Annotated in this window: 22 protein-coding genes; 10 read left to right on the top strand and 12 right to left on the bottom strand. The window is 71.7% G+C overall.

Annotated features, from left to right (window positions below; all coding sequences use genetic code 11):
• Window positions 1-82: 82 nt before the first annotated feature.
• The 4 genes from ABT009_RS43485 to ABT009_RS43470 form a co-directional block, all read right to left on the bottom strand.
• Window positions 83-1285: a putative hexosyltransferase gene (locus ABT009_RS43485; protein ID WP_502990076.1), complete on the bottom strand. Its 1203-nt coding sequence runs from the start codon at window positions 1283-1285 to the stop codon at window positions 83-85.
• 194 nt (window positions 1286-1479) lie between these two features.
• Window positions 1480-3117, bottom strand: coding sequence for a phospho-sugar mutase (locus ABT009_RS43480; RefSeq protein ID WP_351307653.1), 1638 nt, complete (start codon window positions 3115-3117; stop codon window positions 1480-1482).
• A 225-nt stretch (window positions 3118-3342) separates the two neighbouring features.
• Window positions 3343-4164 (bottom strand): purine-nucleoside phosphorylase, encoded by an 822-nt coding sequence (locus tag ABT009_RS43475; RefSeq protein WP_351307650.1) that lies wholly within the window; start codon window positions 4162-4164, stop codon window positions 3343-3345.
• A 131-nt stretch (window positions 4165-4295) separates the two neighbouring features.
• Window positions 4296-4733, bottom strand: a complete 438-nt coding sequence (locus tag ABT009_RS43470; protein ID WP_351307648.1) for a gamma-glutamylcyclotransferase family protein — start codon at window positions 4731-4733, stop codon at window positions 4296-4298.
• A 118-nt stretch (window positions 4734-4851) separates the two neighbouring features.
• On the opposite strand from ABT009_RS43470, the gene ABT009_RS43465 reads away from it, so the two are divergent.
• A complete protein-coding gene (locus ABT009_RS43465) occupies window positions 4852-6300 on the top strand; it encodes an NAD(P)H-quinone dehydrogenase (RefSeq protein ID WP_351307645.1) in 1449 nt (482 codons plus the stop codon).
• A gap of 249 nt (window positions 6301-6549) precedes the next feature.
• Window positions 6550-7521 (top strand): DeoR/GlpR family DNA-binding transcription regulator, encoded by a 972-nt coding sequence (locus ABT009_RS43460; protein ID WP_351307642.1) that lies wholly within the window; start codon window positions 6550-6552, stop codon window positions 7519-7521.
• Between the two features lie 96 nt (window positions 7522-7617).
• Here the strand turns inward: ABT009_RS43460 and ABT009_RS43455 are convergent, their stop codons facing one another.
• A complete protein-coding gene (locus ABT009_RS43455; RefSeq protein WP_351307639.1) occupies window positions 7618-8244 on the bottom strand; it encodes a TetR/AcrR family transcriptional regulator in 627 nt (208 codons plus the stop codon).
• A gap of 194 nt (window positions 8245-8438) precedes the next feature.
• On the bottom strand, window positions 8439-10211 hold the full coding sequence (locus ABT009_RS43450) for an acetyl/propionyl/methylcrotonyl-CoA carboxylase subunit alpha (RefSeq protein ID WP_351307636.1): 1773 nt from the start codon (window positions 10209-10211) through the stop codon (window positions 8439-8441).
• 356 nt (window positions 10212-10567) lie between these two features.
• Between ABT009_RS43450 and ABT009_RS43445 the strand changes: the two genes are divergently transcribed.
• Window positions 10568-11056 (top strand): hypothetical protein, encoded by a 489-nt coding sequence (locus tag ABT009_RS43445; RefSeq protein ID WP_351307633.1) that lies wholly within the window; start codon window positions 10568-10570, stop codon window positions 11054-11056.
• A gap of 25 nt (window positions 11057-11081) precedes the next feature.
• Here the strand turns inward: ABT009_RS43445 and ABT009_RS43440 are convergent, their stop codons facing one another.
• The 4 genes from ABT009_RS43440 to ABT009_RS43425 all read right to left on the bottom strand — a co-directional run bounded on the left by ABT009_RS43440 (window position 11082) and on the right by ABT009_RS43425 (window position 13935).
• Window positions 11082-11696, bottom strand: coding sequence for a nucleoside triphosphate pyrophosphatase (locus tag ABT009_RS43440; RefSeq protein ID WP_067276884.1), 615 nt, complete (start codon window positions 11694-11696; stop codon window positions 11082-11084).
• 154 nt (window positions 11697-11850) lie between these two features.
• Window positions 11851-11976 (bottom strand): morphogenic membrane protein MmpB, encoded by a 126-nt coding sequence (gene mmpB, locus ABT009_RS43435; RefSeq protein WP_351307630.1) that lies wholly within the window; start codon window positions 11974-11976, stop codon window positions 11851-11853.
• A 111-nt stretch (window positions 11977-12087) separates the two neighbouring features.
• Window positions 12088-12294, bottom strand: a complete 207-nt coding sequence (locus ABT009_RS43430) for an acyl-CoA carboxylase epsilon subunit (protein WP_351307627.1) — start codon at window positions 12292-12294, stop codon at window positions 12088-12090.
• Between the two features lie 24 nt (window positions 12295-12318).
• On the bottom strand, window positions 12319-13935 hold the full coding sequence (locus ABT009_RS43425; RefSeq protein WP_351307624.1) for an acyl-CoA carboxylase subunit beta: 1617 nt from the start codon (window positions 13933-13935) through the stop codon (window positions 12319-12321).
• A 116-nt stretch (window positions 13936-14051) separates the two neighbouring features.
• Here ABT009_RS43425 and ABT009_RS43420 point away from each other — a divergent pair, with 116 nt between their 5' ends.
• Entirely contained in the window at window positions 14052-14903 is an 852-nt protein-coding gene (locus ABT009_RS43420) for a biotin--[acetyl-CoA-carboxylase] ligase (RefSeq protein ID WP_351307621.1), read from the top strand.
• Between the two features lie 762 nt (window positions 14904-15665).
• Window positions 15666-17108 carry an adenylate/guanylate cyclase domain-containing protein gene (locus ABT009_RS43415; RefSeq protein ID WP_502990075.1) on the top strand — a complete coding sequence of 481 codons (1443 nt, stop codon included), beginning with the start codon at window positions 15666-15668 and terminating at the stop codon, window positions 17106-17108.
• Between the two features lie 317 nt (window positions 17109-17425).
• Here the strand turns inward: ABT009_RS43415 and ABT009_RS43410 are convergent, their stop codons facing one another.
• Window positions 17426-18220, bottom strand: coding sequence for an enoyl-CoA hydratase/isomerase family protein (locus ABT009_RS43410; protein ID WP_351307618.1), 795 nt, complete (start codon window positions 18218-18220; stop codon window positions 17426-17428).
• Between the two features lie 206 nt (window positions 18221-18426).
• Here ABT009_RS43410 and ABT009_RS43405 point away from each other — a divergent pair, with 206 nt between their 5' ends.
• Both ABT009_RS43405 and hutH read left to right on the top strand, forming a co-directional pair.
• Window positions 18427-19590, top strand: coding sequence for a GGDEF domain-containing protein (locus ABT009_RS43405; RefSeq protein ID WP_351307615.1), 1164 nt, complete (start codon window positions 18427-18429; stop codon window positions 19588-19590).
• Window positions 19591-19687: 97 nt separating this feature from the next.
• The gene (gene hutH, locus ABT009_RS43400) at window positions 19688-21232 is read left to right on the top strand and encodes a histidine ammonia-lyase (protein ID WP_351307661.1); all 1545 of its coding nucleotides are present in this window, start codon (window positions 19688-19690) and stop codon (window positions 21230-21232) included.
• 93 nt (window positions 21233-21325) lie between these two features.
• Here hutH and ABT009_RS43395 read toward each other — a convergent pair whose 3' ends face one another.
• Entirely contained in the window at window positions 21326-21670 is a 345-nt protein-coding gene (locus ABT009_RS43395) for a hypothetical protein (RefSeq protein WP_351307612.1), read from the bottom strand.
• A gap of 120 nt (window positions 21671-21790) precedes the next feature.
• Between ABT009_RS43395 and ABT009_RS43390 the strand changes: the two genes are divergently transcribed.
• The 3 genes from ABT009_RS43390 (at window position 21791) to ABT009_RS43380 (ending at window position 25387) form a co-directional block, all read left to right on the top strand.
• On the top strand, window positions 21791-22174 hold the full coding sequence (locus ABT009_RS43390) for a hypothetical protein (RefSeq protein ID WP_351307610.1): 384 nt from the start codon (window positions 21791-21793) through the stop codon (window positions 22172-22174).
• 284 nt (window positions 22175-22458) lie between these two features.
• A complete protein-coding gene (locus ABT009_RS43385; RefSeq protein ID WP_351307607.1) occupies window positions 22459-23718 on the top strand; it encodes a L,D-transpeptidase in 1260 nt (419 codons plus the stop codon).
• Window positions 23719-23881: 163 nt separating this feature from the next.
• Window positions 23882-25387 (top strand): ABC transporter permease, encoded by a 1506-nt coding sequence (locus tag ABT009_RS43380; RefSeq protein ID WP_351307604.1) that lies wholly within the window; start codon window positions 23882-23884, stop codon window positions 25385-25387.
• Window positions 25388-25389: the final 2 nt, after the last annotated feature.

Genomic DNA, 25389 nt, shown 5'->3' with positions numbered 1-25389 from the left:
CCACCACACAGTTGTGGCCGCCCCCCCCCTCGGGGTTTGGGGGGGGGGGGGGCCCCCCCCCCCCCGCAACGGGGCCGCGCGCCTACGGCGCGCTCGGCCACACCAGCAACATGTACGCACCGCAGTACGCCGACCCGAGCACCGCACAGGCGATCGCCACCGCTGCCCGGCGCCGGCTGGTGCGGGCGACGGCGAGCGCGAGCGGCAGCAGCAGGGGAAAGCCGGGCAGCAGGAAGCGGCCGCGCGGGAAGTAGACGCCGCCGCTGCCGACCACGATCACCAGCAGCACGCCGGTGAAGACCAGCAGCGGGAGCGGCTGCCGGTCCCGCACCGACAGCGCGAACAGCACGACGGACGCGACCAGCGTCAGCGAGACCATGACCAGGAACAGCTCGGGCGTCGAGTCGTACACGAACAGCTGGCGCAGCCGCTGCAACGTCTCGAGGCCGCCGTCCCACTGGTTGTGCCACAGCGCCTGTACGGCGAAGTAGCCGTCCCAGCGGCCGAGGCGCAGGCCCACCCACCCGACGTACGCGAGCCAGCCGAGGGGCGCGAGGACCGCGCCGGCGAGGACGCGTGCGGAGAAGCGCGGGCGGAGCGCGCACAGGGCCGACAGCGAGACCGCGGCCGCGAGCGCGATACCGGTCGGCCGCGTCAGCCCCGACAGCGCCGCGAGCGCACCGGCCCACACCCAGCGGCCGGTGAGCACCGCATACAGCGACCAGGCGACGAAGGCCGTGAACAGCGACTCCGTGTAGCCCATCCACTGCACGAGCCCGACCGGCAGCGCCGCCCACGCCACCGTGAGCAGCACGCCGACGCGGCTGCCGTGCAGCCGGTCGCCGACGGCGAAGATCCCCCACGCGGCGACGAACGAGGAAAGCACGGCGATGACGAGGCCGACGCTCGCGCGCGTTCCGGGCGTCACCCCGGCGACCGCCTTCACCAGCACGGGATACAGCGGGAAGAAGGCGAGATTGTTCGAGTCGTACTTGGTGCCCAGCTCGTGCACGTACCCGTGGTCGGCGATCCCCAGGTACCAGATGGAGTCCCAGTCCGCGGCGAGCATGTGCCAGACGTCCTGGTTCGCGGCGCGCGCCCACACGGTCAGCAGGACGAGTCCCGTGGCGCGGACCCCGGCGTACGCGAGCAGGGCGGGGGCCGCGCGCCGCAGGGACCGGCGCAGGCGAGCGCGGAGCCCGGCGGCGGACGGCGGTGCCGACCGCGGGCGCCGGGACCCCGGAAGGATCCCGCCGGACGGCTGGGTGATCGCTTCGGGCGGCACCGGGGAAGCGGTCGAGGACACTGCGGCAGCTCCAGAGACTTGTACGTGCGCTACCGGTCAACCGTCCCTCGGTCGACCGGGCGCGCGACATGTCGCTGCGTCAACTGCCGTGGGTAAATCACACTTCGGGGCTACTTCGGTTTGGGATCCGGGCCCGGGTTGGGATCCGGCCCCGGGCTTCGAGTATGTGCCCGTCAGATGCCCGCAGCCGCCGACAGATCCGTCCTGATGGCGCCGAGCAGCTCCGCGGCCCTCGCCCGCGCCGCGCCCAGCTCATCGCGGGAGCCCACCGGCACGACGACCTCCAGATAGCACTTGAGCTTCGGCTCGGTGCCGCTGGGCCGGACGATGACGCGGGCGCCCTCGAGCGTGTACCGCAGCCCGTCCGTCGGCGGCAGCGTCTCCGTGCCCTTCGTCAGGTCCTCGGTGCGCGTCACCGCCAGCCCGCCGAGCCGCGTCGGCGGCTGCTCCCGGAGCCGGTGCATGGCCTCCGCGATCAGCGACAGGTCCTGGACGCGCACGGACAGCTGGTCGGTCGCGTGCAACCCGTGCTCGACGGCGAGATCGTCCAGCACGTCCAGCAGCGTCCGCCCCTGCTCCTTCACCTCGGACGCCAGCTCGGCGACCAGCAGGGCGGCGGTGATGCCGTCCTTGTCGCGTACGCCCTCGGGGTCGACGCAGTAGCCGAGCGCCTCCTCGTACCCGTACCGCAGGCCGTCGACGCGGGCGATCCACTTGAAGCCGGTCAGCGTCTCCTCGTACGGCAGACCGGCCGCCTCGGCGATCCGGCCGAGCAGCGACGACGACACGATCGACTCGGCGAAGGTGCCCCGCGCGCCGCGCCTTACGAGGTGCGCGCCGAGCAGCGCGCCCACCTCGTCGCCGCGCAGCATGCGCCACGCGTCGCCGGCGCGCTCGGGCACGGCCATGGCGCAGCGGTCGGCGTCCGGGTCGTTGGCGATGACGACGTCGGGCCGGGCCTCGCGCGCCTTCGCGAAGGCGAGGTCCATGGCGCCCGGCTCCTCCGGGTTGGGGAAGGCGACCGTCGGGAAGTCCGGATCGGGCTCGGCCTGCTCCTCGACGAGCACGGGCTCGGGGAACCCGGCGCGCGCGAAGGCGGCGAGCAGGGTGTCCTTGCCGACGCCGTGCATCGCCGTGTAGACGACGCGCGCGGTCCTCGGTGAACCGGGGGCCAGTACGGCGTCCGTACGGGCGAGGTACGCCTCGAGCACCTCGTCCCCGAGCACGTCCCAGCCGGCCTCCGGGCGTGGCACGTCGTCGAGGCCGCCCACCGCGGCGATCTCGGCCGCGATCTCGCCGTCGGCCGGCGGCACGATCTGGGAGCCGTCCCCCAGGTAGACCTTGTAGCCGTTGTCGCGCGGCGGATTGTGGCTGGCCGTCACCTCCACGCCCGCGACCGCGCCCAGATGCCGGATCGCGAACGCGAGCACCGGGGTGGGCAGGGGGCGGGGGAGCAGCGCGGCGCGCAGGCCGGCGCCGGTCATCACGGCCGCCGTGTCGCGGGCGAAGTCGGCGGACTTGTGGCGGGCGTCGTAGCCGACGACCACGAGGCCGTCGCCCTGGCCCTTCCCCTTGAGATACGCGGCGAGGCCCGCCGCCGCGCGGATGACCACGGAGCGGTTCATACGCATCGGTCCCGCGCCCAGCTCGCCGCGGAGGCCCGCGGTGCCGAACTGAAGGGTGCCGCTGAAGCGGGCGGCGAGCTCGTCGAACGCCTTGCCGTCGATGAGCTCGCCGAGCTCCGCACGGGTCTCCGGGTCCGGGTCCTCGGCGAGCCAGGCCTGGGCCCGGGCGATGAGTTCGTCGTGCACGTTCTCTCTTGCCTCTCCGTGTCGAAAACGCGGAACTGTGGCGCGCCGCCTTGCTGTGGGCAGGCGTTCCGCAGGGGCGATGGGGGTCCCCCTTGCTCGATTGGAGCCGAGAGCTTGGGGCAGGGTGGGCACAGCCCACGACGGCGGGTGTCTCTCAGACTGCGGCCGGTCCGACTGCGACCGGTCGGGACGTGACCAGTCTGACGGCGGTCGGTCTGACCACCGTCAGATACGCCCCAGCACCTGCGCCAGCAACGCCCCCATGCGAGTCGCCGAGTCCCGCCCCGCCTGGAGTACCTCCTCGTGGTTGAGCGGCTCGCCCGTCATGCCCGCTGCCAGATTGGTGACCAGCGAGATGCCGAGCACCTCGGCGCCCGCCTCGCGCGCCGCGATCGCCTCGAGCACGGTGGACATGCCCACCAGGTCAGCCCCGATCGTGCGCGCCATCCGGATCTCGGCCGGCGTCTCGTAGTGCGGCCCGGGGAACTGCGCGTACACGCCCTCCTCGAGCGTGGGGTCGATCTCCTTGCAGAGCGCCCGCAGCCGCGGCGAGTACAGATCCGTCAGGTCCACGAAGTTCGCGCCGACGATCGGCGACGCGGCCGTCAGATTGATGTGGTCGCTGATCAGGACCGGCTGCCCGGGCCGCATGCCCTCGCGCAGACCGCCGCAGCCGTTCGTCAGCACGACAGTCTTGCAACCCGCGGCCACGGCCGTACGCACACCGTGGGCGACGGCGGCGACCCCGCGGCCCTCGTAGAAGTGGGTACGGCCCAGGAAGACGAGTGCCCGCTTCTCACCGATCCGGTACGAACGGATCGTGCCGCCGTGCCCCTCGACGACCGGCGGCGGAAAGCCGGGCAGGTCGGTGACGGGCAGCTCGTGCTCGGGTTCCCCGAGCGCGTCGACGGCCGGCGCCCAGCCGGAGCCCATCACGAGGGCGACGTCGTGGGTGTCGGCACCGGTGAGCGCGCGCAGGCGCGCGGCGGCGTCGTCGGCGGCGGCGTTCGGGTCGCCCTGGATGTCCGGATTAACAGAAGCGTTCACGCGATGAGCGTAGCCGGTCAAGCCCTACGCGCGTAGATGCTGATGCCAAGGAGCTGTGATCGTTGCCGTGTCGTTTCCAACCGCACGGTGTCTTTCCCGCCGGAGGGAGGTGGGCGACGGCCCCAGAAGCTTCAGCAGGGCCGCTTACGCAGCTCCATGACGTAGTCGTGGGGCGCCCCGGCCGACTCCGCCGCGTCCGCGATCTCGCCGAGGTAGCGCGCGGACGGCAGCCCGCCCTCGTATCCGTTGAGGACGTACACCCATGTGGGTTCCTCGCCGTCCAGCGTGTGCACCCGCACCCGCATGCGGCGGTATATGTCGAGCCCCACGCCCTCCCACCGGTCCATGGAGTCCTCGTCCATCGGCGCGATGTCGTACAGCGCGACGAAGACCTGTGAACGCGGTGCCTCCACGATGGTGGCGAGTGCGCCCTCCCAGCCCAGGTGCTCGCCCCCGAAGGTCAGCCGCCAGCCGTTGAGCCAGCCGGTTGCGCGCAGCGGCGAGTGAGGGGCGCGGCGGGACATGAGCCGCGCGTCGAGATTGCCGGCGTACGCGGCGTAGAGCGACATGGTCCGAGAGTACGGCAGTGGGCACCTTGCGCCCCGTGATGGACGTCATGCCTCATAAGGCCCCATGTGCCACGCAAAGACGGCCCCGGGGGAGAGGCCGACGAGGCGGTGCGGGACAATGGGGTACGTGACTCGGATCGTGATCATCGGTGGCGGACCCGGCGGATACGAGGCGGCCCTGGTGGCGGCCCAGCTCGGCGCGGAGGTGACCGTCGTCGACTGCGACGGCCTGGGCGGTGCGTCGGTGCTGACCGACTGCGTACCGTCCAAGACGCTGATCGCCACGGCCGAGGTCATGACGACCTTCGACTCCTCGTACGAGGAGCTGGGCATCATCGTCGCCGACGACACGCCCCACATCGACACCCCCGCGCGCGTGGTGGGCGTCGACCTCGGCAAGGTCAACCGCCGTGTGAAGCGGCTCGCACTCGCCCAGTCGCACGACATCACGGCGTCCGTCACGCGTGCGGGCGCGCGCGTGCTGCGCGGCCGCGGCCGCCTGGAGGGCGGGCAGTCGATCGACGGCTCCCGCAAGGTGATCGTCCGTGCCGCCGACGGTACGGAGGAGACGCTCATCGCCGACGCCGTGCTGATAGCCACGGGCGGCCACCCGCGCGAGCTGCCGGACGCCCAGCCCGACGGCGAGCGGATCCTGAACTGGACGCAGGTCTACGACCTGGAGGAGCTCCCTGAGGAGCTCATCGTGGTCGGCTCCGGTGTGACCGGTGCCGAGTTCGCCGGCGCCTACCAGGCGCTCGGCTCGCGCGTCACGCTCGTCTCCAGCCGCGACCGCGTGCTGCCGGGCGAGGACCCGGACGCGGCGGCCGTCCTGGAGGACGTGTTCCGGCGCCGCGGCATGAACGTCATGTCGCGCTCGCGCGCCCAGTCCGCCAAGCGCGTGGGCGACCGCGTCGAGGTGACGCTCGCCGACGGCCGTGTCATCTCCGGTACGCACTGCCTGATGGCCGTCGGCGCGATCCCCAACACCTCCGGCATGGGCCTCGAGGAGGCCGGGATCAAGCTCAAGGAGTCGGGCCACATCTGGACCGACCGGGTCTCGCGCACCAGCGCCCCCGGCGTGTACGCGGCCGGTGACGTGACGGGCATCTTCGCGCTCGCCTCGGTCGCCGCCATGCAGGGCCGTATCGCGATGTACCACTTCCTGGGCGACGCCGTCGCGCCGCTCAACCTCAAGACGGTCTCGGCGAACGTCTTCACCGACCCCGAGATCGCGACCGTCGGCTACTCGCAGGCCGACGTCGACGCCGGCAAGATCGACGCCCGCGTCGTCAAGCTGCCGCTGCTGCGCAACCCGCGCGCCAAGATGCAGGGCATCCGCGACGGCTTCGTCAAGATCTTCTGCCGCCCGGGTACGGGCATCGTGGTCGGCGGTGTGGTCGTATCGCCGCGCGCCTCGGAACTGATCCACCCCATCTCGATCGCCGTCGACAACAATCTGACGGTCGAGCAGATCGCGAACGCCTTCACTGTGTACCCGTCCCTGTCGGGCTCGATCGCCGAGGTGGCACGTCAGCTGCACACCCGGAAGGCCACGGGCGAGGGCTGAGCGGAGGGATCGGGCCGCTGTCCGGACGCCGGGCGGCGGCCCGACCGCACAGTGCGCAGCGGTCTGACCACGTCCAACTGCGCGAGGCAAGCCGTCGATTGCCGTCGCCGGCCGTCAATTCAGCGCGCTCGCGCGGGCGTCCCAGCGGCGACGGGCCGTATACCACTTTCCGTCCCGTCGTGCGAACAACTTCTGTTATTCGGCGCAAACTGCTGAAAGCAGACGGTCGTTGGGGTTACTGTCAGTTTCGTGTTCGCTGCAGAACGTCGCCAATTGATCCTCGAAATGGTGCGGGCCAACGGGGCGGTTTCCCTCCGTGAGCTCGCCCGCGTCGTCCAGACCTCCGAAGTGACCGTACGGCGGGACGTGCGGGCACTGGAGGCAGAAGGACTCCTCGACCGCCGGCACGGCGGTGCGGTCTTGCCGGGCGGGTTCACGCGAGAGTCCGGCTTTCCGCAGAAATCGCATCTCGCGACCGCCGAGAAGACGGCCATCGCGGACCTCGCCGCGAGCTTCGTCGAAGAGGGCGAGGCCATCGTCGTCGGGGCGGGGACCACCACGCAGGAGCTGGCCCGCCGGCTCGCGCGCGTGCCCGGCCTCACCGTCGTCACCAACTCACTCCTGGTGGCCCAGGCACTGGCGCACGCCAACCGTGTCGAGGTGGTGATGACCGGGGGCACCCTCCGCGGCTCCAACTACGCCCTCGTGGGGTCCGGCGCCGAGCAGTCCCTCCACGGACTGCGTGTCTCGCGTGCCTTCCTCTCCGGCAGCGGGCTCACCGCCGAGCGGGGCCTCTCCACCTCCAACATGCTGTCGGCCAGCGTCGACCGTGCCCTCGTGCAGGCGGCGGGGGAGGTCGTCGTCCTCGCCGACCACACCAAGCTCGGCACCGACACGATGTTCCAGACGGTGCCCACGGACGTGATCACTCGCCTGGTCACGGACGAGCCGCCCGCCCACGACGACCGTGCGGCCACGGAACTCCACTCCCTGGCCGACCAGGGCGTGCAGATCGCGGTGGCCGGAGCGTCCCCGGGGACCGACACCGTTCCGGCACCGGCTCGGCAACCGCGCCCCCTGCCCGGCCCTCGCCGGGGCCAGCACCACCCGGGCGGCGGCGGACCGGGGACGGCGTTCCGCGGCGCGACCGTCCTCGGCGGCGATCAGACGGGGACGGCGGCGGGGGACCGGGCCCGGGTGGCGGACCTCCGCCGCCGGTAGCCGACCGACGGTAGCCGGACGAGCAAGTGTGACGGCAGTCTCACCAGCGTGTCCCCTGTGTCCGCAATTGGTACGGGTGCTGGTGAGACGCAGACGTCAGTTACTGCCGCTCGGCGGCGGGGCCTGGTTCGGCTTCAGGCCTCGTAGCGTCAGATTCAGGAGGCGGTCGGCCAGTTGGGGGTCGTTCGGGGTTTCCTCCGCGGCGAGGGCGATCGCGTTGGTCAGCTGGAGAAGGTCGCCGATCGACACGTCGCGCCGCACGTCGCCGGCCTCCTGGGCGCGGACGAGCAACGCGCTGCCGGCCTCGCGCAGCGGCCGGCTGCAGCGGGCGAGTGCCGAACTCTCGTCGCGGGAGGCCGACATCAGCGCCCGCGACACGCCGCGGTACTCGCTCGCGTGCGTGATGACCGCGCGTAGCCACGTCACGAGCGCCGCGCACGGCTGCGGAGCGTCGAGCAGTTCCCGCGAGCGGGCCAGCAGGTCGGCGAGCGCATCCTCGAAGACCGCGCTCACCAGGGCGTGCCGGTTGGGGAAGTGGCGGTACAGCGTGCCGATGCCGACCTCCGCGCGGCGCGCGATGTCCTCCAGCGAGGCGCCGGTGCCGTGTTCGGCGAAGACGGTCCTGGCCTCGGTCAGCAGCCGCTCGTAGTTGCGGCGCGCGTCCGCCCGCAGGGGGCGCGGAGGAATCGTCGTCCCGGGCCGCTCCGGCCTCGCGCCCGCCATGGCATCCACCTGCCTTCTCCCACTGCGCCGGCTCGCCTCAACCAGCATGCCACCGCGCCCTGTGGCCGAGGGGGCCGCATGCCTTCGCGGCAGAGAAACGCCGGGCCGAAACGCTCGGGCCCGCCGAACGGTTCACGTTCGGCGGGCCCAGAGGCGTACTGATGCGGGGCGTCAGTCCATTGCTGATGCGGGCGTCAGTCCTTGATCTCGCAGATGACCGCGCCGGAGGTGATGGACGCGCCGACCTCGGCGTTGAGGTCCTTGATGGTGCCGCTGCGGTGGGCGTTGAGGGGCTGCTCCATCTTCATGGCCTCGAGGACGACGACGAGGTCGCCTTCCTTGACCTCCTGGCCCTCCTCGACCGCCACCTTCACGATCGTGCCCTGCATCGGCGAGGCGAGCGTGTCACCCGAGGCGACCGGGCCGGACTTCTTCGCCGCGCGGCGCTTGGGCTTGGCGCCGGCCGCGAGCCCGGTGCGGGCCAGCGACATGCCCAGGCTGGCGGGCAGGGAGACCTCGAGGCGCTTGCCGCCGACCTCGACGACGACGGTCTCGCGGCCCGGCTCCTCATCGGACTCCGCGTCGGCAGGGGCCGCGAAGGGCTTGATCTCGTTGACGAACTCGGTCTCGATCCAGCGGGTGTGGATCGTGAACGGGCCGGTGGAGCCGGTCAGTTCGGGACCGAAGGCCGGGTCGGTGACCACCGCGCGGTGGAACGGGATGGCGGTGGCCATGCCCTCGACCTGGAACTCGGCCAGGGCGCGGGCGGCACGCTGCAGGGCCTGCTGCCGCGTGGCACCGGTGACGATCAGCTTGGCGAGGAGCGAGTCCCACGCCGGGCCGATGACCGAGCCGGACTCCACGCCCGCGTCCAGGCGGACGCCGGGGCCGGTGGGCGGCGTGAAGGTCGTGACGGTGCCGGGGGCGGGCAGGAAGTTGCGGCCCGGGTCCTCACCGTTGATACGGAACTCGAACGAGTGGCCGCGCACCGCCGGGTCGTCGTAGCCGAGCTTCTCGCCGTCGGCGATACGGAACATCTCGCGGACCAGGTCGATGCCGGTGACCTCCTCGGTGACCGGGTGCTCGACCTGGAGGCGGGTGTTGACCTCGAGGAAGGAGATCGTGCCGTCGTTGCCGACGAGGAACTCCACGGTGCCGGCGCCGACGTAGCCGGCCTCCTTGAGGATGGCCTTGGAGGCGGCGTACAGCTGCGCGTTCTGCTCCTCGCTGAGGAACGGCGCCGGGGCCTCCTCGACGAGCTTCTGGTGGCGGCGCTGCAGGGAGCAGTCACGGGTGGAGACCACGACGACGTTGCCGTGCTGGTCGGCCAGGCACTGGGTCTCGACGTGGCGCGGCTTGTCCAGGTAGCGCTCGACGAAGCACTCGCCGCGGCCGAAGGCGGCCACCGCCTCGCGGACGGCGGAGTCGTACAGCTCGGGGACTTCCTCGAGGGTGCGTGCGACCTTCAGGCCGCGGCCGCCGCCGCCGAAGGCGGCCTTGATCGCGATCGGCAGGCCGTGCTCCTCGGCGAAGGCGACGACCTCCTCCGCCCCGGAGACCGGGTCGGGGGTGCCGGCGACCAGCGGGGCGCCGGCGCGCTGGGCGATGTGCCGGGCTGCGACCTTGTCGCCCAGGTCGCGGATGGCCTGCGGCGGCGGGCCGATCCAGATCAGGCCCGCGTCCAGGACCGCCTGGGCGAACTCGGCGTTCTCGGAGAGGAAGCCGTAGCCGGGGTGGATCGCGTCCGCGCCGGAGTCCTCAGCTGCCTGCAGCACCTTGGCGATGTCCAGATAACTGGACGCCGGGGTGTCACCGCCCAGAGCGAACGCCTCGTCGGCCGCACGGACATGTACCGCATCCCGGTCCGGATCCGCGTATACGGCCACGCTCGCGATCCCCGCATCCCGGCACGCCCGGGCAACGCGGACAGCGATTTCGCCACGGTTGGCGATGAGCACCTTGCGCACGATGGCTCCCTCCTTGAAACAAGCCGAGTTTAGGGACTGCCGACACGGCCTTTCGACCCGTCCCCAATGGTGAGCTTGCCCACACGGAGCGTGATCCGAGGCTCGCCCCGACCGCGAAACCCCACGTCGCACCGTGGTACGCAGGACTCCTTCACGGCACCCTAGTCCTCCTGTGTGGTCAAGGTCTCTGTGAGAGCGTGCCGCGCTGAATCCTGATTCTTTGTGGAGTCCCTACGAATGGCCCAATGAATCTTTGCTCTCCGACGAACTCTTGTCCCGGGCTTTACCCGTTAGTAGCGTTGGCGACCCGTAGGCGTACTAGCGGTAACAGCGGCTGGGAAGAGGGGTGGGGCGCCGTGGTGCGCAGAACGGTGGCGTGGGTGGCCGCGATAGTGCTCTTCGTGGAGGCGGTCGGTGTCGCCCTGCTGAACTGGTTCCTCGGCCACGTCGTCGACCGCCAGGAGATGTCGCTGGCCGGACTCGACCCGCATGTGATGTCGGTGTCCGCCTGGATCGCGGGCGGCGTCTTCGGCCTCTACCTCGCCCTGTGCGGCCTCGCGGCGCTGATTCCCGCCCTGCGCGGCCGCGCCCCCGCCGGCATCGGCCGCCTGCTGCTGATCAGCGCCGCGGTCGTGCACGGGGTGCTGGGGGCCTTCGTCGTCGGTCTCGTCGGGTGGGGCGCCTTCGTCTTCATGATGCTGGTGCTGGGTCTGATCGTGCTGACGCTGATGGCGTACGACGAGCGGGCCGGGGACGGGGCTGGGCCGGCTGCTCCCACTGCTCCTGGGGGCCCGCAGGACGCGGGGCCGGACCACGGCGACGGGGCATCGCCGCAGCCCGCGTGAGCGGTCGACTGAGCTGAAGGCTGAGCTAGTCGGCCCACAGGTCCGTGATGGCGACGCCCAGTTCGGCCAGCAGGCGGCGCAACAGCGGCAGGGAGAGGCCGATGACGTTGCCGTGGTCGCCGTCGATGCCGTCGATGAACGGTGCCGAGCGGCCGTCGAGCGTGAAGGCCCCGGCGACGTACAGCGGTTCGCCGGAGGCCACGTATGCGGCGATCTCCTCGTCGCTGGGGTCGCCGAAGCGGACGACCGTGGAGGCGGTCGCAGAGGCGTAGCGGCCGGTCTTCGTGTCGTACACGCAGTGGCCGGTCTGGAGCGTGCCCGCGCGGCCGCGCATCGACTTCCAGCGGGCCGTGGCCTCCTCGGCGTCGGCGGGCTTGCCGAGGGCCTCGCCGTCGAGTTCGAGGACCGAGTCGCAGCCGATGACCAGGGCGCCACTCATGATCACGTCCGGTCGTGCCGCGACGACGGACGCCTTCGCCTCCGCGAGCGCGAGCGCCAGCTCGGCGGGGGTGGGTGCGGACACGGCGTCCTCGTCGACCCCGCTGACGATGACCTCGGGGCTGAGCCCCGCCTGCCGCAGCAGTCCGAGCCGGGCGGGGGACTGGGAGGCGAGCACGAGACGGCGACGCTGATCACTCATGCGGCAAGCGTAGCGAGCGGCTGCGGGGTGCTTCCCGGGTCCCGCGATACGGGCTCTCCGGGGGATACGGAGGTCTCCGGCGGATACGGAGTCTCCGGGGCGACACGGGGGGCCTGCGGGGCGATACGGAGGCCCGTGGGGCGATACGGGGGTCTCAGAGTCCGATCACGAGCATCGCCAGCACCATCGCCACCGCCAGCAGGAAACCCGCGCGCCGCAGCTTCTGCTGCATGTCGCGGATTTCCTCGGGCGGCTCGTTCTCGGGGTCGGACCACAGCATGAAGCCGATCCTCCGCCGACGGCGGTCCGGGGCGCCTGAGTACGCGTACTCAACTTGGCGGAGGGCCGGGCGGCAGGAGCCGCGCCACAACGGCTGCGGCGCGGCACGGCACTACGCGGGCCAGTACGTGCGGCCCCACGCCTTCGGGCCCGGTGCCGGGAGGCGGCTCTGCGCCACCCGGGCCGGATCGGCCCAGGCGTCGGGTGCGGGGGGCGCGCCGGCCGGCCGGCCGCCCGCGGCCGCGGCGCGCGCCCTGACCACCGCCAGTGCGGCGGCCAGCTCCTCCGGGGTCGGATTGCCCCGTACGACCTTGATCATGACCGCTCCACAGGGTTGCATGGCTTACAGGGGGATGTTGCCGTGCTTCTTCGGAGGCAGGTTTTCCCGCTTCGTACGCAGCTGACGCAGGCCGCGCACGATGTGGCGGCGGGTGTCGGACGGCGTGACCACCGCGTCGATGTAGCCGCGCTCGGCCGCGATGTACGGGTTGAGCAGCGTGTCCTCGTAGTCCTGGATGAGCTGCTGGCGCACCGCCTCCTGCTCGGCCTCCGGCGCGGCCGCGATGGTGCGGCGGTGCAGGATGTTCACCGCGCCCTGCGCGCCCATGACGGCGATCTGGGCGGTGGGCCAGGCGAGGTTGAGGTCGGCGCCGAGGTGCTTGGAGCCCATGACGTCGTACGCGCCGCCGAACGCCTTGCGGGTGATCACCGTGATGAGCGGGACGGTCGCCTCGGCGTAGGCGTAGATCAGCTTGGCGCCGCGGCGGATGATGCCCTCGTGCTCCTGGCCGACGCCCGGCAGGAAGCCCGGCACGTCGACGAAGGTCAGCACCGGCACGTTGAAGGCGTCGCAGGTGCGCACGAAGCGGGCGGCCTTCTCGGAGGCGTCGATGTCCAGGCAGCCGGCGAACTGCATCGGCTGGTTGGCGACGATGCCCACCGGGTGGCCCTCGACCCGGCCGAAGCCGGTGAGGATGTTCGGCGCGAACAGCGGCTGCGTCTCGAAGAACTCGTCGTCGTCGAGGATGTGCTCGATGACCTCGTGCATGTCGTACGGCTGGTTGGCGCTGTCCGGGACTATCGAGTCGAGCTCGCGGTCCTCGTCGGTCACCGCCAGGTCGGCCTCCTCGGGGAAGGCCGGGGGCTCGGACAGGTTGTTGGACGGCAGGTACGACAGCAGCTGCTTGATGTACTCGATGGCGTCCTTCTCGTCGCCCGCCATGTGGTGGGCCACGCCGGATGTCGAGTTGTGGGTGCGGGCGCCGCCCAGCTCCTCGAAGCCGACGTCCTCGCCGGTGACGGTCTTGATGACGTCGGGTCCGGTGATGAACATGTGCGAGGTCTGGTCGACCATGATCGTGAAGTCGGTGATCGCGGGGGAGTAGACCGCGCCGCCCGCGCAGGGGCCGACGATCAGGCTGATCTGCGGGATCACGCCGGAGGCGTGGGTGTTGCGGCGGAAGATCTCGCCGTACATGCCGAGGGCCATGACGCCCTCCTGGATGCGGGCGCCGCCGGAGTCGTTGATGCCGACGACCGGACAGCCGGTCTTCAGCGCGAAGTCCATCACCTTCATGATCTTCTGGCCGAAGACCTCGCCGAGTGCTCCGCCGAAGACGGTGAAGTCCTGCGAGAAGACGGCGACCGGGCGGCCGTCGACCGTGCCGTAGCCGGTCACCACACCGTCGCCGTACGGGCGGTTCTTCTCCAGGCCGAAGTCGGTGGAGCGGTGCCGGGCGAACTCGTCCAGCTCCACGAACGAGCCCTCGTCGAGGAGCAGCTCGATCCGCTCACGCGCCGTCAACTTGCCCTTGGCGTGCTGCTTCTCCACCGCGCGCTCGGAGCCGGCATGCGTCGCCTCCTGGATACGGCGCTGCAGGTCCGCGAGCTTGCCCGCGGTCGTGTGGATGTCGGTCTCCTGTGGCTTCTGCGCCACCTGCGACTCTGCCGGCTCGGACATCGGGATGGGGCTCCCTGCCTGCTCAAAGGGGACGTGTGGGCTGGCTACTGCCTCGTAGCGTATCGGCGCGGCTACCGTTCAGCAGTGCGGTGTTTCCCACACCTAGTGTGGCTTGCATGACGCCGTCAGATGCATCAGACAGCCGCTGGTCCGACCTCGACCGGCCGCCCCTCAACGCCACCGCCCTGCGCCGCGCACTGCTGCGGCCGGGCGGGCTGTGGACCTCCCTCGACGTGGTCGCCTCGACCGGCTCCACGAATACGGACCTCGCGGGGCGGGCCGACGCCCTGGAGGAGGGCGCGATCCTCGTCGCCGAGGAGCAGAGCTCCGGGCGCGGCCGGCTCGACCGCCAGTGGACGGCGCCGGCGCGCTCGGGGCTCTTCTTCTCCGTACTCCTCAAGCCCGCGGAGGTGCCCGTGTCGCGGTGGGGCTGGCTGCCGCTGCTCGCCGGAGTGGCCACGGCGACCGCCGTGTCCGGCGCCGCCGGCGTCGATACGGCCCTCAAATGGCCCAACGACCTGCTCGTGACGGTGGGCGGCGAGGAGCGCAAGACCGGCGGCATCCTCGCCGAACGGGCCGGTGCGGACGGGATCGTCATCGGCATCGGCATCAACGTGACGCTGCGCGCCGACGAACTCCCGGTCCCGACCGCCGGCTCCCTGGCGCTCGCGGGAGCCGCCTCCACCGACCGTGATCCGCTGCTGCGCGCGGTGCTGCGTTCGCTCGAGCGGTGGTACACCGACTGGCGGGCGGCGGGCGGCGACCCGGCCGCGTGCCGACTGCAGGAGACGTACGCGGCCGGGTGCGCCACGCTCGGCCGCAGGGTGCGCGCCGAACTGCCCGGCGACCGCACGCTCAGCGGCGAGGCGGTCGCGATCGACGGCGACGGCCGCCTCGTCCTCGCCACGGAGGACGGGGTGCAGCAGCCGGTGGGGGCGGGGGACATCGTGCATTTGCGGCCGGCGTAGCCGTAGGAGGCCCGATCCTGACCCTCGATCCCGAGCCCCGTGCGAGGCCCCGGTCCCGAGCCCCGTGCGAGGCTCCGGTCCGGCTCCCGAGCCGACTCCGGTCCTGGGGCCCCATCCGCGGGTCAGGGTCTCGGCCCCCGTCCCGGTCCCGGACCCGTCCCTGGTCCTCCGATCCTCGTCCCGGGCCGGGGTCAGGCGGCCGGTACTCGCGACCCGTGCCCGCCTGGTTCAGGGCTCCGCCCGACTCCGTCCGCCGCGGGCACCTGCGAGGGGCGGGCGGCCGGAGGCTCGCCCCGGCCCCGGGGCGCCGGGCTCCGGGCGGCTCCGCACGGAGGCCCTCGGAAGTGGTGGTTCAGGGGGCCGTCGGGCCGAGCGAGTGGGCGCGGGCTCCGGTGGGGGCGGAGACTCGGAAGTGCGGGAAGGCTTCGGAGTGAGCTGCGGCACACCTGCCGTACTGTGTCATCAGTGTCTTCCCGGGGACCGTGACATCGGCGGCTCCACCGCGCGGCCCGGGGCCCCGGCCGGAAAGGCAGGTCGGACGATGCGCCCGGTACGCCCCCGTGAGGTAGATCTCAGTAAAGTTGGGGCCGGTCGTATTGACCGCGGCAGATCGGAAGGGCAGCAGGCGTGAGCGTCGACGACACGGGCTCGGGCGCGGGCGCACACCCCGCCCCCGACGGCGAGCCCGGCCGTATCGCCGGGGGCGCCGCCGCGGACCGGGCCGCGGAGCCTTCGGAAGGGCTGGACGGGGAGCGTTGGCCCCTGGACCCCGGGCTCGCACGGGGCGCGGGCTCCGGAAGTGTCCCCGGTACCGAGCGGGTTCCCGGTACCGAGCAGGGTGACGGCGCCGACCGGGGTGACGGCTCCGAGCGGGTTCCCGGCTCCGACCGGGGTGACGGCTCCGACCGCGGTCCCGGCCCCGACCGTGGTGCCCCTGGCCAGCCCGCCCCCGACCAGGCCGCGGACGGCGACGGAGCTCACGGTGCCGGGGCCGACCGGGATGCCGAACAGGGTGCAGGCCCCGCCTCCGGTGCTGCCTCTGCCTCCGGTCCGGCTTCTGTCCGTGTTCCGGACGCCCCGGATCGTGACGCCGCCCGGGATGCTCGCGGACCCGACCGGGTCGACGGTCGGCCCGGAGCGGCCGGCCGCGGTGAGCGCGCTGAAGACCCGCTCGCGCTCCGGCTCGAGGGCCTCATCCTCGGGGCCGAACGCCGTTACACGCCCTTCCAGGCGGCGCGCAGCGCAGGCGTGTCGATGGAGCTGGCCTCCCGCTTCTGGCGCGCGATGGGCTTCGCCGACATAGGTCAGGCCAAGGCGCTGACGGAGGCGGACGTACTGGCGCTGCGGCGGCTCGCCGGTCTCGTCGAGGCGGGCCTGTTGAGCGAGGCGATGGCGGTCCAGGTGGCCCGCTCCACCGGCCAGACCACCGCCCGCCTCGCGGACTGGCAGATCGACTCGTTCCTCGCGGGCCTGACGGAGCCGCCGGAGCCGGGGATGACGCGCACCGAGGTGACGTACCCCCTGATGGAGCTGCTCCTGCCGGAACTGGAGGAGTTCATCGTCTACGTCTGGCGGCGGCAGCTCGCGGCCGCCACCGGGCGCGTCGTGCAGGTCGCGGACGACGAGGAGATGGTCGACCGCCGGCTCGCCGTCGGCTTCGCCGACCTGGTCGGCTTCACGCGGCTGACGCGACGCCTGGAGGAGGAGGAGCTCGGCGAGCTGGTCGAGGCGTTCGAGACGACGGCGGCCGATCTGGTGGCCGCGCGCGGCGGGCGGCTGATCAAGACGCTGGGCGACGAGGTCCTCTACTCCGCCGACGACGCGGGGACGGCGGCCGAGATCGGGATCCGGCTCATCGAGACGATGGCAAACGACGAGACGATGCCGGAACTGCGCGTCGGTATCGCCTTCGGCACGGTGACGACGCGGATGGGCGACGTTTTCGGTACGACGGTGAACCTGGCGAGCCGGCTCACCTCCATAGCGCCCCGGGACGCCGTACTCGTCGACAACGCCTTCGCGGAGGAGCTCACCCGCACCGGGGAGGCTCCCGCATCCGAGGCGGAGGCGGCGGAGGCCGCGGCCGCCGCCGAGAAGGAGGGCGAGGAACCTCCCACGTACCGCTTCGCGCTCCAGCCGATGTGGCAGCGGCCCGTGCGCGGCCTGGGCGTGGTGGAGCCCTGGCTGCTGACGCGGCGGGACTGAGACCGGAGCTGGGCCTGCGACCCTTGGTGCCCAAGGCCGCTGACGCTCGATCGCACGGCCCACCCGGCCCGCGGCGGGCCCTGGGGGCAAGGCCTCACCGCACATTGCCGTACGACGTGGGTTGTGCCCACCCTCCCCAGCTACCGCTGGGAGGTGCCCCCAGCCCTGAGGAACGATTGCCCACAACGGGATGCCCGCAGGTGCTCCGGCTTACGGGGACGTGCCGGTGTGTCCGCCCGCAGCGGCCGGTGCTTCTTTCCGCTCCCTGGCGACGAACCCCGCGTCGGCCTGCCCCGCCCAGCGCCGCGCGTCCCGTCCTACTCCCCGGGCCACACCGGCGCCCGCTTCTCGTTGAACGCCGCCACACCCTCCGCCCGGTCACCCGAGAAGGCGACCGTGCGCCACGCGGCGTCCTCGATTTCGAGGCCGGCGCGCAGGTCGAGGCCGTGACCCAGCCGCAGGGCCCGTTTGGCCGCGCGCAGGCCGACGGGTGAGTTCGCGGCGATGCGCGCGCCGAGTGCCAGCGCCTCCGTCCGGTCCTGGCCCTCCGCCACCAGCTGGTCGACGAGGCCCAGCTCCCGGGCCTCGGCGGCCTCGACCCGCCGCGCCGAGAAGATCAGCTCCGCGGCCCGCGCCGCCCCCACCCGGCGCGGAAGCAGCTGCGTCCCGCCGCCCCCGGGAATGACCCCCACCGACACCTCGGGCAGCCCCACGACCGCCGTACGGTCGGCCACGATCAGGTCGCAGGCGAGCGCGAGCTCGAAGCCGCCACCCAGCGCGAAGCCGTGGACGGCGGCCACGGTCGGCATCGGCAGTTCCAGTACGCCGGTGTAGGCGGCCCGGGCGACGGGGCGCTGGCGCACCAGCTCCGCGTCGGAGAGCGAGTTCCGCTCCTTGAGGTCGGCGCCGACGCAGAAGGCCCGCTCATGTGTCGACGTCACGACGACCACGCGCGCGTCGCGGTCCGCGGCGAGCGCGTCGCAGGCGGCGCCGATGGACCGCGCCATCTCCGTCGACACGGCGTTCATGGCCTTCGGCCGGTCGAGGACGAGCTCGGCGACGTACTCGTGCCGCCGCACCACGACGAACTCCCCGTACCGCTGCTCATCCATGATCCACACCCCTCGGGACCGCGTAGGTTAACGATCGTTATCGTCCGCCGTACGATCATGCCAGCCCGGCGCCGCAGGGGCCAGGGGCTCCCGCCGCACCGCCCTCGCCCGGACGGCGGGCGGTGATACGGGCCGCGGCCCCTGTTCGTCGTAGCGTTCGCCGTATCAATGTCTCAAATAGGTGCAAAACTCCCTAGCCTGGAGTGATGGGCGAGGACGTGCGGTTGCGTGCAGTGGTGGCGCTGGCGCAGGCGATGGCGGCGGCGCACACCCCGCGGGAGTCCTGGAAGGCCGCCGCGGAGGGCGCCTGCCGCGCGCTGTCGGGCAACTTTGCCGCGCTGTCCGTGTGGGAGCGGGAACGGGGCCGGCTCCGCGTACTAGTGAACGCGGGCGAACGCGCTCCGGGCGAGGCGGAGTTTCCCGAGTGCGAGGCGTATCCCGTACACCAGTTCCCCGAGATCACGGAGTTCCTGCACGAGCGGTGGGTCGGCGGCGGCGAGCCCAACGCCTGGGTGGAGACGGCGGCGGGTCCGGCCGAGGGCTCCGCCCGGGAAGCCGGCTACTGCCACCAGCGGGTGGCCGCACTCCGGCGCCGCGGCCGCGGCTGCTGCGTCGTCGCGCCGATCGTGCTGCACGGCAGGGCCTGGGGCGAGCTGTACGTCGCCCGCCCGGTCGGGGAACCGGTCTTCGACCGGGATGACGCGGACTTCGCGACCGTCCTGGCCGCCGTCGTTGCGGCCGGCATCGACCAGACCGAGCGCCTCGAGGAGGCGCGGCGCCTGGCCTTCACGGACGCCCTCACCGGCCTGGCCAACCGCCGAGCCGTCGACGTACGCCTCGACGAGGCCCTGGAGCGCCACCGCGCGGAAGGCGCCGTGGTCAGCCTCGTCGTCTGCGACCTGAACGGCCTGAAGCGGGTCAACGACACCCACGGCCACGCGGTCGGCGACCGGCTGCTCGAGCGGTTCGGCTCGGTGCTGTCGCTGTGCGGCGCGATGCTGCCGGGCGCGCTCGCCGCGCGGCTCGGCGGGGACGAGTTCTGCCTGCTCGCGGTGGGTCCACCGGCGGACGAGGTGGTACGCGTGGCCGAGGAGCTCTGCAAGCGCGCGGGTGAGTTGGAGCTCGGCGAGGGGGTCGCGTGCGGGGTGGCCTCGACCGGGGAGCCCATCGGTCCCGTGCGGTCGGCGCGCCGGCTGTTCCGGCTGGCCGACGCCGCGCAGTACCGGGCGAAGGCCGCGCGGGCGGTCACCCCGGTGGTCGCGGGGCGCGAAGGGGCCGACGATCCGGTGGTGCGGCTGGTCGACGCACCGACGCCGCCGACGCTTCCGGCGGGGGAGCGGCGGAGGTTCCGGGGACGGGAGGGGTCGTAGGGCCGGGGTGTCCCCTGCGGGCGTAAGAGGTAAGGGGCGAACCCGCCCCCCACTCGTGACATCTTGAGATTCACTGCGTACGCTCCTGAATATGGATATGCACACTGTGGTGGTGGGGACCGCCGGGGCCACCGCGGCCGACGTCCTCGCCGTGGCCCGGGGGAACGCCAGGGTCGAGTTGTCGGAGGAGGCGCTGGGCGCGCTCGCCGCGGCGCGCGAGATCGTGGACGCGCTGGCCGCGAAGCCGGAGCCGGTGTACGGCGTCTCGACGGGGTTCGGCGCCCTGGCGACCCGGCACATCGGCCACGACCTGCGGACCCAGCTGCAGCGCAACATCGTCCGCTCGCACGCCGCCGGCATGGGCCCGCGCGTGGAGCGGGAGGTCGTCCGGGCGCTGATGTTCCTGCGCCTGAAGACGGTCTGCTCCGGCCACACCGGCGTACGGCCGGAGGTCGCGCAGACCATGGCGGACGTCCTGAACGCCGGGATCACCCCGGTCGTCCACGAGTACGGCTCCCTGGGCTGCTCCGGTGACCTGGCCCCGCTGTCGCACTGCGCGCTGACGCTGATGGGCGAGGGCGACGCGGAGGGGCCGGGCGGGACGGTCAGGCCCGCCGGCGAACTGCTCGCCGAACACGGCATCGCGCCCGTCGAGCTGCACGAGAAGGAGGGCTTGGCCCTCCTCAACGGCACCGACGGCATGCTCGGCATGCTGATCATGGCGCTCGCCGACCTCGAGGCGCTCTACAAGTCCGCGGACATCACGGCCGCCCTGTCGCTCGAGGCGCTGCTGGGCACGGACAAGGTCCTCGCCCCCGAGCTGCACGCGATCCGCCCGCACCCGGGGCAGGCCGCGTCGGCCGCCAACATGCTCGCGGTCCTGAAGGGTTCGGGCCTGACGGGCCACCACCAAGGCGACGCTCCGCGCGTCCAGGACGCGTACTCCGTGCGCTGCGCCCCCCAGGTCGCGGGCGCCGGCCGCGACACGATCGCCCACGCGCGCGTGGTGGCCGAACGCGAGCTGGCGTCCGCCGTCGACAACCCGGTGGTGCTCCCCGACGGCCGCGTCGAGTCGAACGGCAACTTCCACGGTGCCCCGGTCGCGTACGTCCTCGACTTCCTCGCCATCGCGGCCGCGGACCTCGGCTCGATCGCCGAACGCCGCACCGACCGCCTGCTGGACAAGAACCGCTCGCACGGCCTGCCCCCGTTCCTCGCGGACGACGCGGGCGTCGACTCGGGCCTCATGATCGCCCAGTACACACAGGCCGCCCTGGTCAGCGAGTTGAAGCGGCTGGCGGTCCCGGCGTCCGCCGACTCCATCCCCTCATCCGCGATGCAGGAGGACCACGTCTCCATGGGCTGGTCGGCCGCCCGCAAGCTCCGCACGGCCGTCGACAACCTCACCCGCATCGTCGCGATCGAGCTCTACGCCGCCACGCGCGCGATCGAACTCCGCGAGGGCGAGGGCCTCACCCCGGCCCCGGCGTCCCGCGCCGCCATCAACGCGGCGCGCGCGGCGGGAGTCGGCGGTCCCGGCCCGGACCGTTTCCTGGCGCCTGACCTCGCGGCCGCGGACGCGTTCGTACGCGGCGGCCACCTGGTCGCGGCGGTGGAGCCGGTGACGGGCCCGCTGGCGTAAACCCCTGCTTCAGGAGAGCGGATTCAGGAGTACGGAGAGGGGCCGCTGTCGCGCGACAGCGGCCCCTCTTACGTATGCCCGTCAGGGTGCCTCTCAGTAGGCCTCCAGTCGCCCCCGACGTACCGAATACGCCACGAACCCGGCCCCGAGGCCCAGGAACAGCGTGCCGCCGATCACGTACGGGGTCGTGTCGACGCCGCCCGTGTCGGCCAACAGTGCGCCGTCGTCGGACCCTTCGACGGACGTGGCGCCGACCGAGGTGCCGGATGAGCCGGTCGACTCCGCGCCCTCGGCTCTGATCGTCGCCGTCGGCTTCCGGTGATGGACCTCGGACACCGCCTTGTCGGCCGTCGCGTTGGCGGACGGGACGAACCACAGGGCGCCCAGAAGGGTGCCTGCGGCGGTGGCGGTGAGCAGCGATCGGCGTGCGGCGGACACGGTATCGATCCCCCTTGTGGCGCTGGCGATTTGGCCGTGTGCGGCGATGTTAGTGAAAGCGGCCGGTCACGGGAAAGTCACGGGGGAGTCGAGGGGCGTCCGGGCCGTACGATCCGGCCTATGAGCACCCCTGAGACATCCCGCTATGTTCGGCTCCGTGTGGAACTGGTCCTTGAGATCGAGGATTCCGGCGCGCTCACCGGCGCCGCACTCCAGCGCATCGCCCAGGACGAGGACATGCCGGCGGACGAGCGCACCCACGCCGAGTCCGCCGTCCAGGAGGACGAGGCCGAGGCCATCGCGTATCTCGTGGACCCGTTCGACCTGGTCGGCGAGGTGGCCGGAGTGGATCTCGCGCAGGCCTCGTGGAGCAGCGAGCACGTCGACTACGACCCCGATGCGCCGGCCTGGGACCTCGGTGACGACGATGACGATGACGATGACGAGGACGACGAGGGCGACCAGGACGACGAGAACGACGCGGATGTCGACCGCTTCAGGTGATCAACTGCTGTAGCAGCGCGGAAAGGTGTCGCATCCCACACCCCGGACGGCAACCGCCGTCCGGGGTTTCTTCGTCTCTCATGGCGCTGCTACAACAGCAGTGGCACAGCAACGATCCGCACCGTCAGTCGCCGAAGCATCTTCAAGTCCCAAAAGTCCCTTGGCAGAGTGGCGTATCCCACACTTCTTCGGGTCGTGGAACGGCACGAATCGGACAGTACGTTGTGAAGGTCTGCGGATAATTTTCTGGGTTCGGGGATTCGGCAACGATGGAGAAGCGTGTGATGACGGACGGTAGGCGGCGCAGGGGTCTCACGACCGTGGCCGCCGTGCTCGGCAGTGTGCTGATGCTCTCGGCGTGCAGCGGAGGCAACAGCAGCGCCGCAGACGACAGCACTGCCGACGGCAGCAGCACCTCGCAGGCCAAGGTCGACGAGGCAGCCGCGAAGAAGACCTCCGAGGCGCAGATCAAGATCACGCCCAAGGACGGCTCCGAGAACGCCTCCATCAACAACGGCACCGCGGTCACGGTGAGCAAGGGCACGCTCACGAACGTCACCATGACCAGCTCCGACGGCGCGGCCGTCGCGGGCCAGATATCCGCGGACAAGAAGAGCTGGAAGCCCAGCGGCCAGCTGGCGCGGGCCACGACCTACAAGATCGCGGCCGCCGCCAAGGACGCCGAAGGTCGCGCCGCGCACGAGAACGCGTCGTTCTCCACCGTCGCCCCGTCCAACAGCTTCATCGGCTACTTCACGCCCGATGCCGGCTCCACCGTCGGCGTCGGCATGCCGGTGTCGATCAACTTCGACAAGGCGATCGCCAACAAGGCGGCCGTCCAGAAGGGCATCACGGTCAACTCCAGCAGCGGCCAGGAGGTCGTCGGCCACTGGTTCGGCGCCAACCGCCTGGACTTCCGCCCCGAGCAGTACTGGCAGGCCGGCTCGACCGTGACCCTCAAGCTGAACCTCGACGGCGTCGAGGGCTCCAGCGGCGTCTACGGCATCCAGCAGAAGACGGTCACCTTCAAGATCGGCCGCAACCAGGTCTCCATCGTCGACGCCCAGACGAAGACCATGAAGGTCACCCGGGACGGCAAGACGATCAAGACCATCCCGATCTCGGCCGGTTCGCCCGAGAACAAGACGTACCAAGGCCAGATGGTGATCTCCGAGAAGTTCAAGGAGACCCGGATGAACGGCGCGACCGTGGGCTTCAAGGACGACGACGGCAAGGGCGAGTACGACATCAAGGACGTGCCGCACGCCATGCGCCTGTCGAGCTCCGGCACGTTCATCCACGGCAACTACTGGGGTGCCAAGTCCATCTTCGGCAGCGTGAACACCAGCCACGGCTGTGTGGGCCTGTCGGACACGAAGGGCGCCAACGACCCGAACACCCCGGCCGCGTGGTTCTACAACAACTCGATCATCGGTGACGTCGTGGTCGTCCAGAACACCGGTGACAAGACCATCGCCGCGGACAACGGCCTCAACGGCTGGAACATGAACTGGACCGAGTGGAAGGCCGGCTCGGCGGTCTGATCCCGAGCCCTCACCGGCCCCTCTGCTCCGCGTACGCCGATGGCCCGCACCCCCCGCCGGGGGTGCGGGCCATCGCCGTGTGCTCAGCCGTCTCACATCCGTTCTCATCCTTCTCTTATCCCGGGCTTATCGCGTCATCACGGTGCGCCCCTACCGTCGCGCCATGTTCTTCACCTACCTGAGGCGCGAACTGCGCCGCCGCAGAAAGGCGGCCCTCGTCGTCGCCTCCGGGCTCGCGCTCGGTATCGCGCTGGTCATCGTGGTCAGCTCCGTGTCGTCCGGTATGAAGCAGGCGCAGGGGAAGGTCCTCGAGTCGCTGTACGGCCTCGGGACCGACATGACCGTCACGAAGGCCGCCACGCCGCCCTCGGGCAGCGGCAGCGACAGCAACGGCAACGACCGCCCGCGCTTCCAGTTCGACGCCAAGGACAACGACTCCGACACCGAGCAGTCCAGCGACCGTGTCATGGTCCAGGGGTTCCAGACCCTGTCGAAGACCACCGTCACCAAGGTCGCCAAGCAGGACGGGGTCTCCGACGCGGTCGGCGGACTGAGCCTCACCGTGGTGAAGGTCAGCGGCCAGTTCAAGCAGGGCGAGTTCCAGCAGGACCAGAGCAGCGGCAGCGGCAACAGCAGCCAGCAGGGCGGCCCCGGCGGCGAAGGCGGCAGCAGCGGCCAGCCGCAGGGACGCGTCCAGGGCGGCGGCGCCGAGTTCGACGTGAACAACTTCACCGTCTACGGCACCGACGTCACCAACCTCGACCTCGGCCCGCTCACCTCCTCCAAGATCACCAAGGGTCGTACGCTCAAGAGCTCCGAGACGAACGCCAAGGTCGCGGTCGTCGACAGCTCGTACGCCAAGGAGAAGAAGCTCGCCCTCGGCGACACCGTCAAGATCTCCGGCACCAAGTTCAAGATCGTCGGTATCGCGACGGCGGACAGCGGTGACGCGGCGGCCAACCTCTACATCCCGCTCAAGCAGGCGCAGACCCTGTCGGACTCGAAGAACAAGGTCACCACGGTCTACGTCAAGGCGACCGACTCGCAGCAGATCGACGCCGTCAAGAGCACCATCCAGAAGAACATCTCCGGTACGACCGTGACCACCTCGGCCGACCTCGCCGACACCGTCTCGGGTTCGCTGTCCACCGCCTCCAACCTCGCCTCGAACGTGGGCAAGTGGCTGTCCATCGCGGTGCTGGTGGCCGCGTTCCTGGTCGCCGGCCTGCTCACCATGTCGGCCGTCTCCCGCCGCGTACGCGAGTTCGGCACCCTGAAGGCGCTGGGCTGGAAGTCCGGACGCGTCACCCGTCAGGTCGTCGGCGAGGCCGTCGTCAACGGGCTCCTCGGCGGTGTCCTCGGTATCGCCCTGGGCCTCGCGGGCGCGTACGCCGTCACCGCGGTCAGCCCGACCCTCCAGGCGCAGCTCGGCTCCACCGGCGGCGGTGGCGGCACGGGCGGTCCCGGCGGCATGGGCGGCGGAATGGGCGGCCCCGGCCGGCAGACCGCGTCCAAGGCCCTCGAGGTCGCGCTGACCGCGCCGATCAGCCTCAGCACCGTCGGCATCGCCGTCGGCCTCGCCGTCGCCGGCGGGCTCATCGCGGGCGCCTTCGGCGGCTGGCGCGCCTCCCGGCTGCGGCCCGCGGACGCGCTGCGCCGCGTCGAGTAGAC

This window comes from Streptomyces sp. NPDC002896, from assembly GCF_040295225.1.
GTDB lineage: Bacteria > Actinomycetota > Actinomycetes > Streptomycetales > Streptomycetaceae > Streptomyces.
The sequence above is the reverse complement of the archived record's forward strand: the minus strand, read 5'-3'. Positions and strand labels throughout refer to the sequence as shown.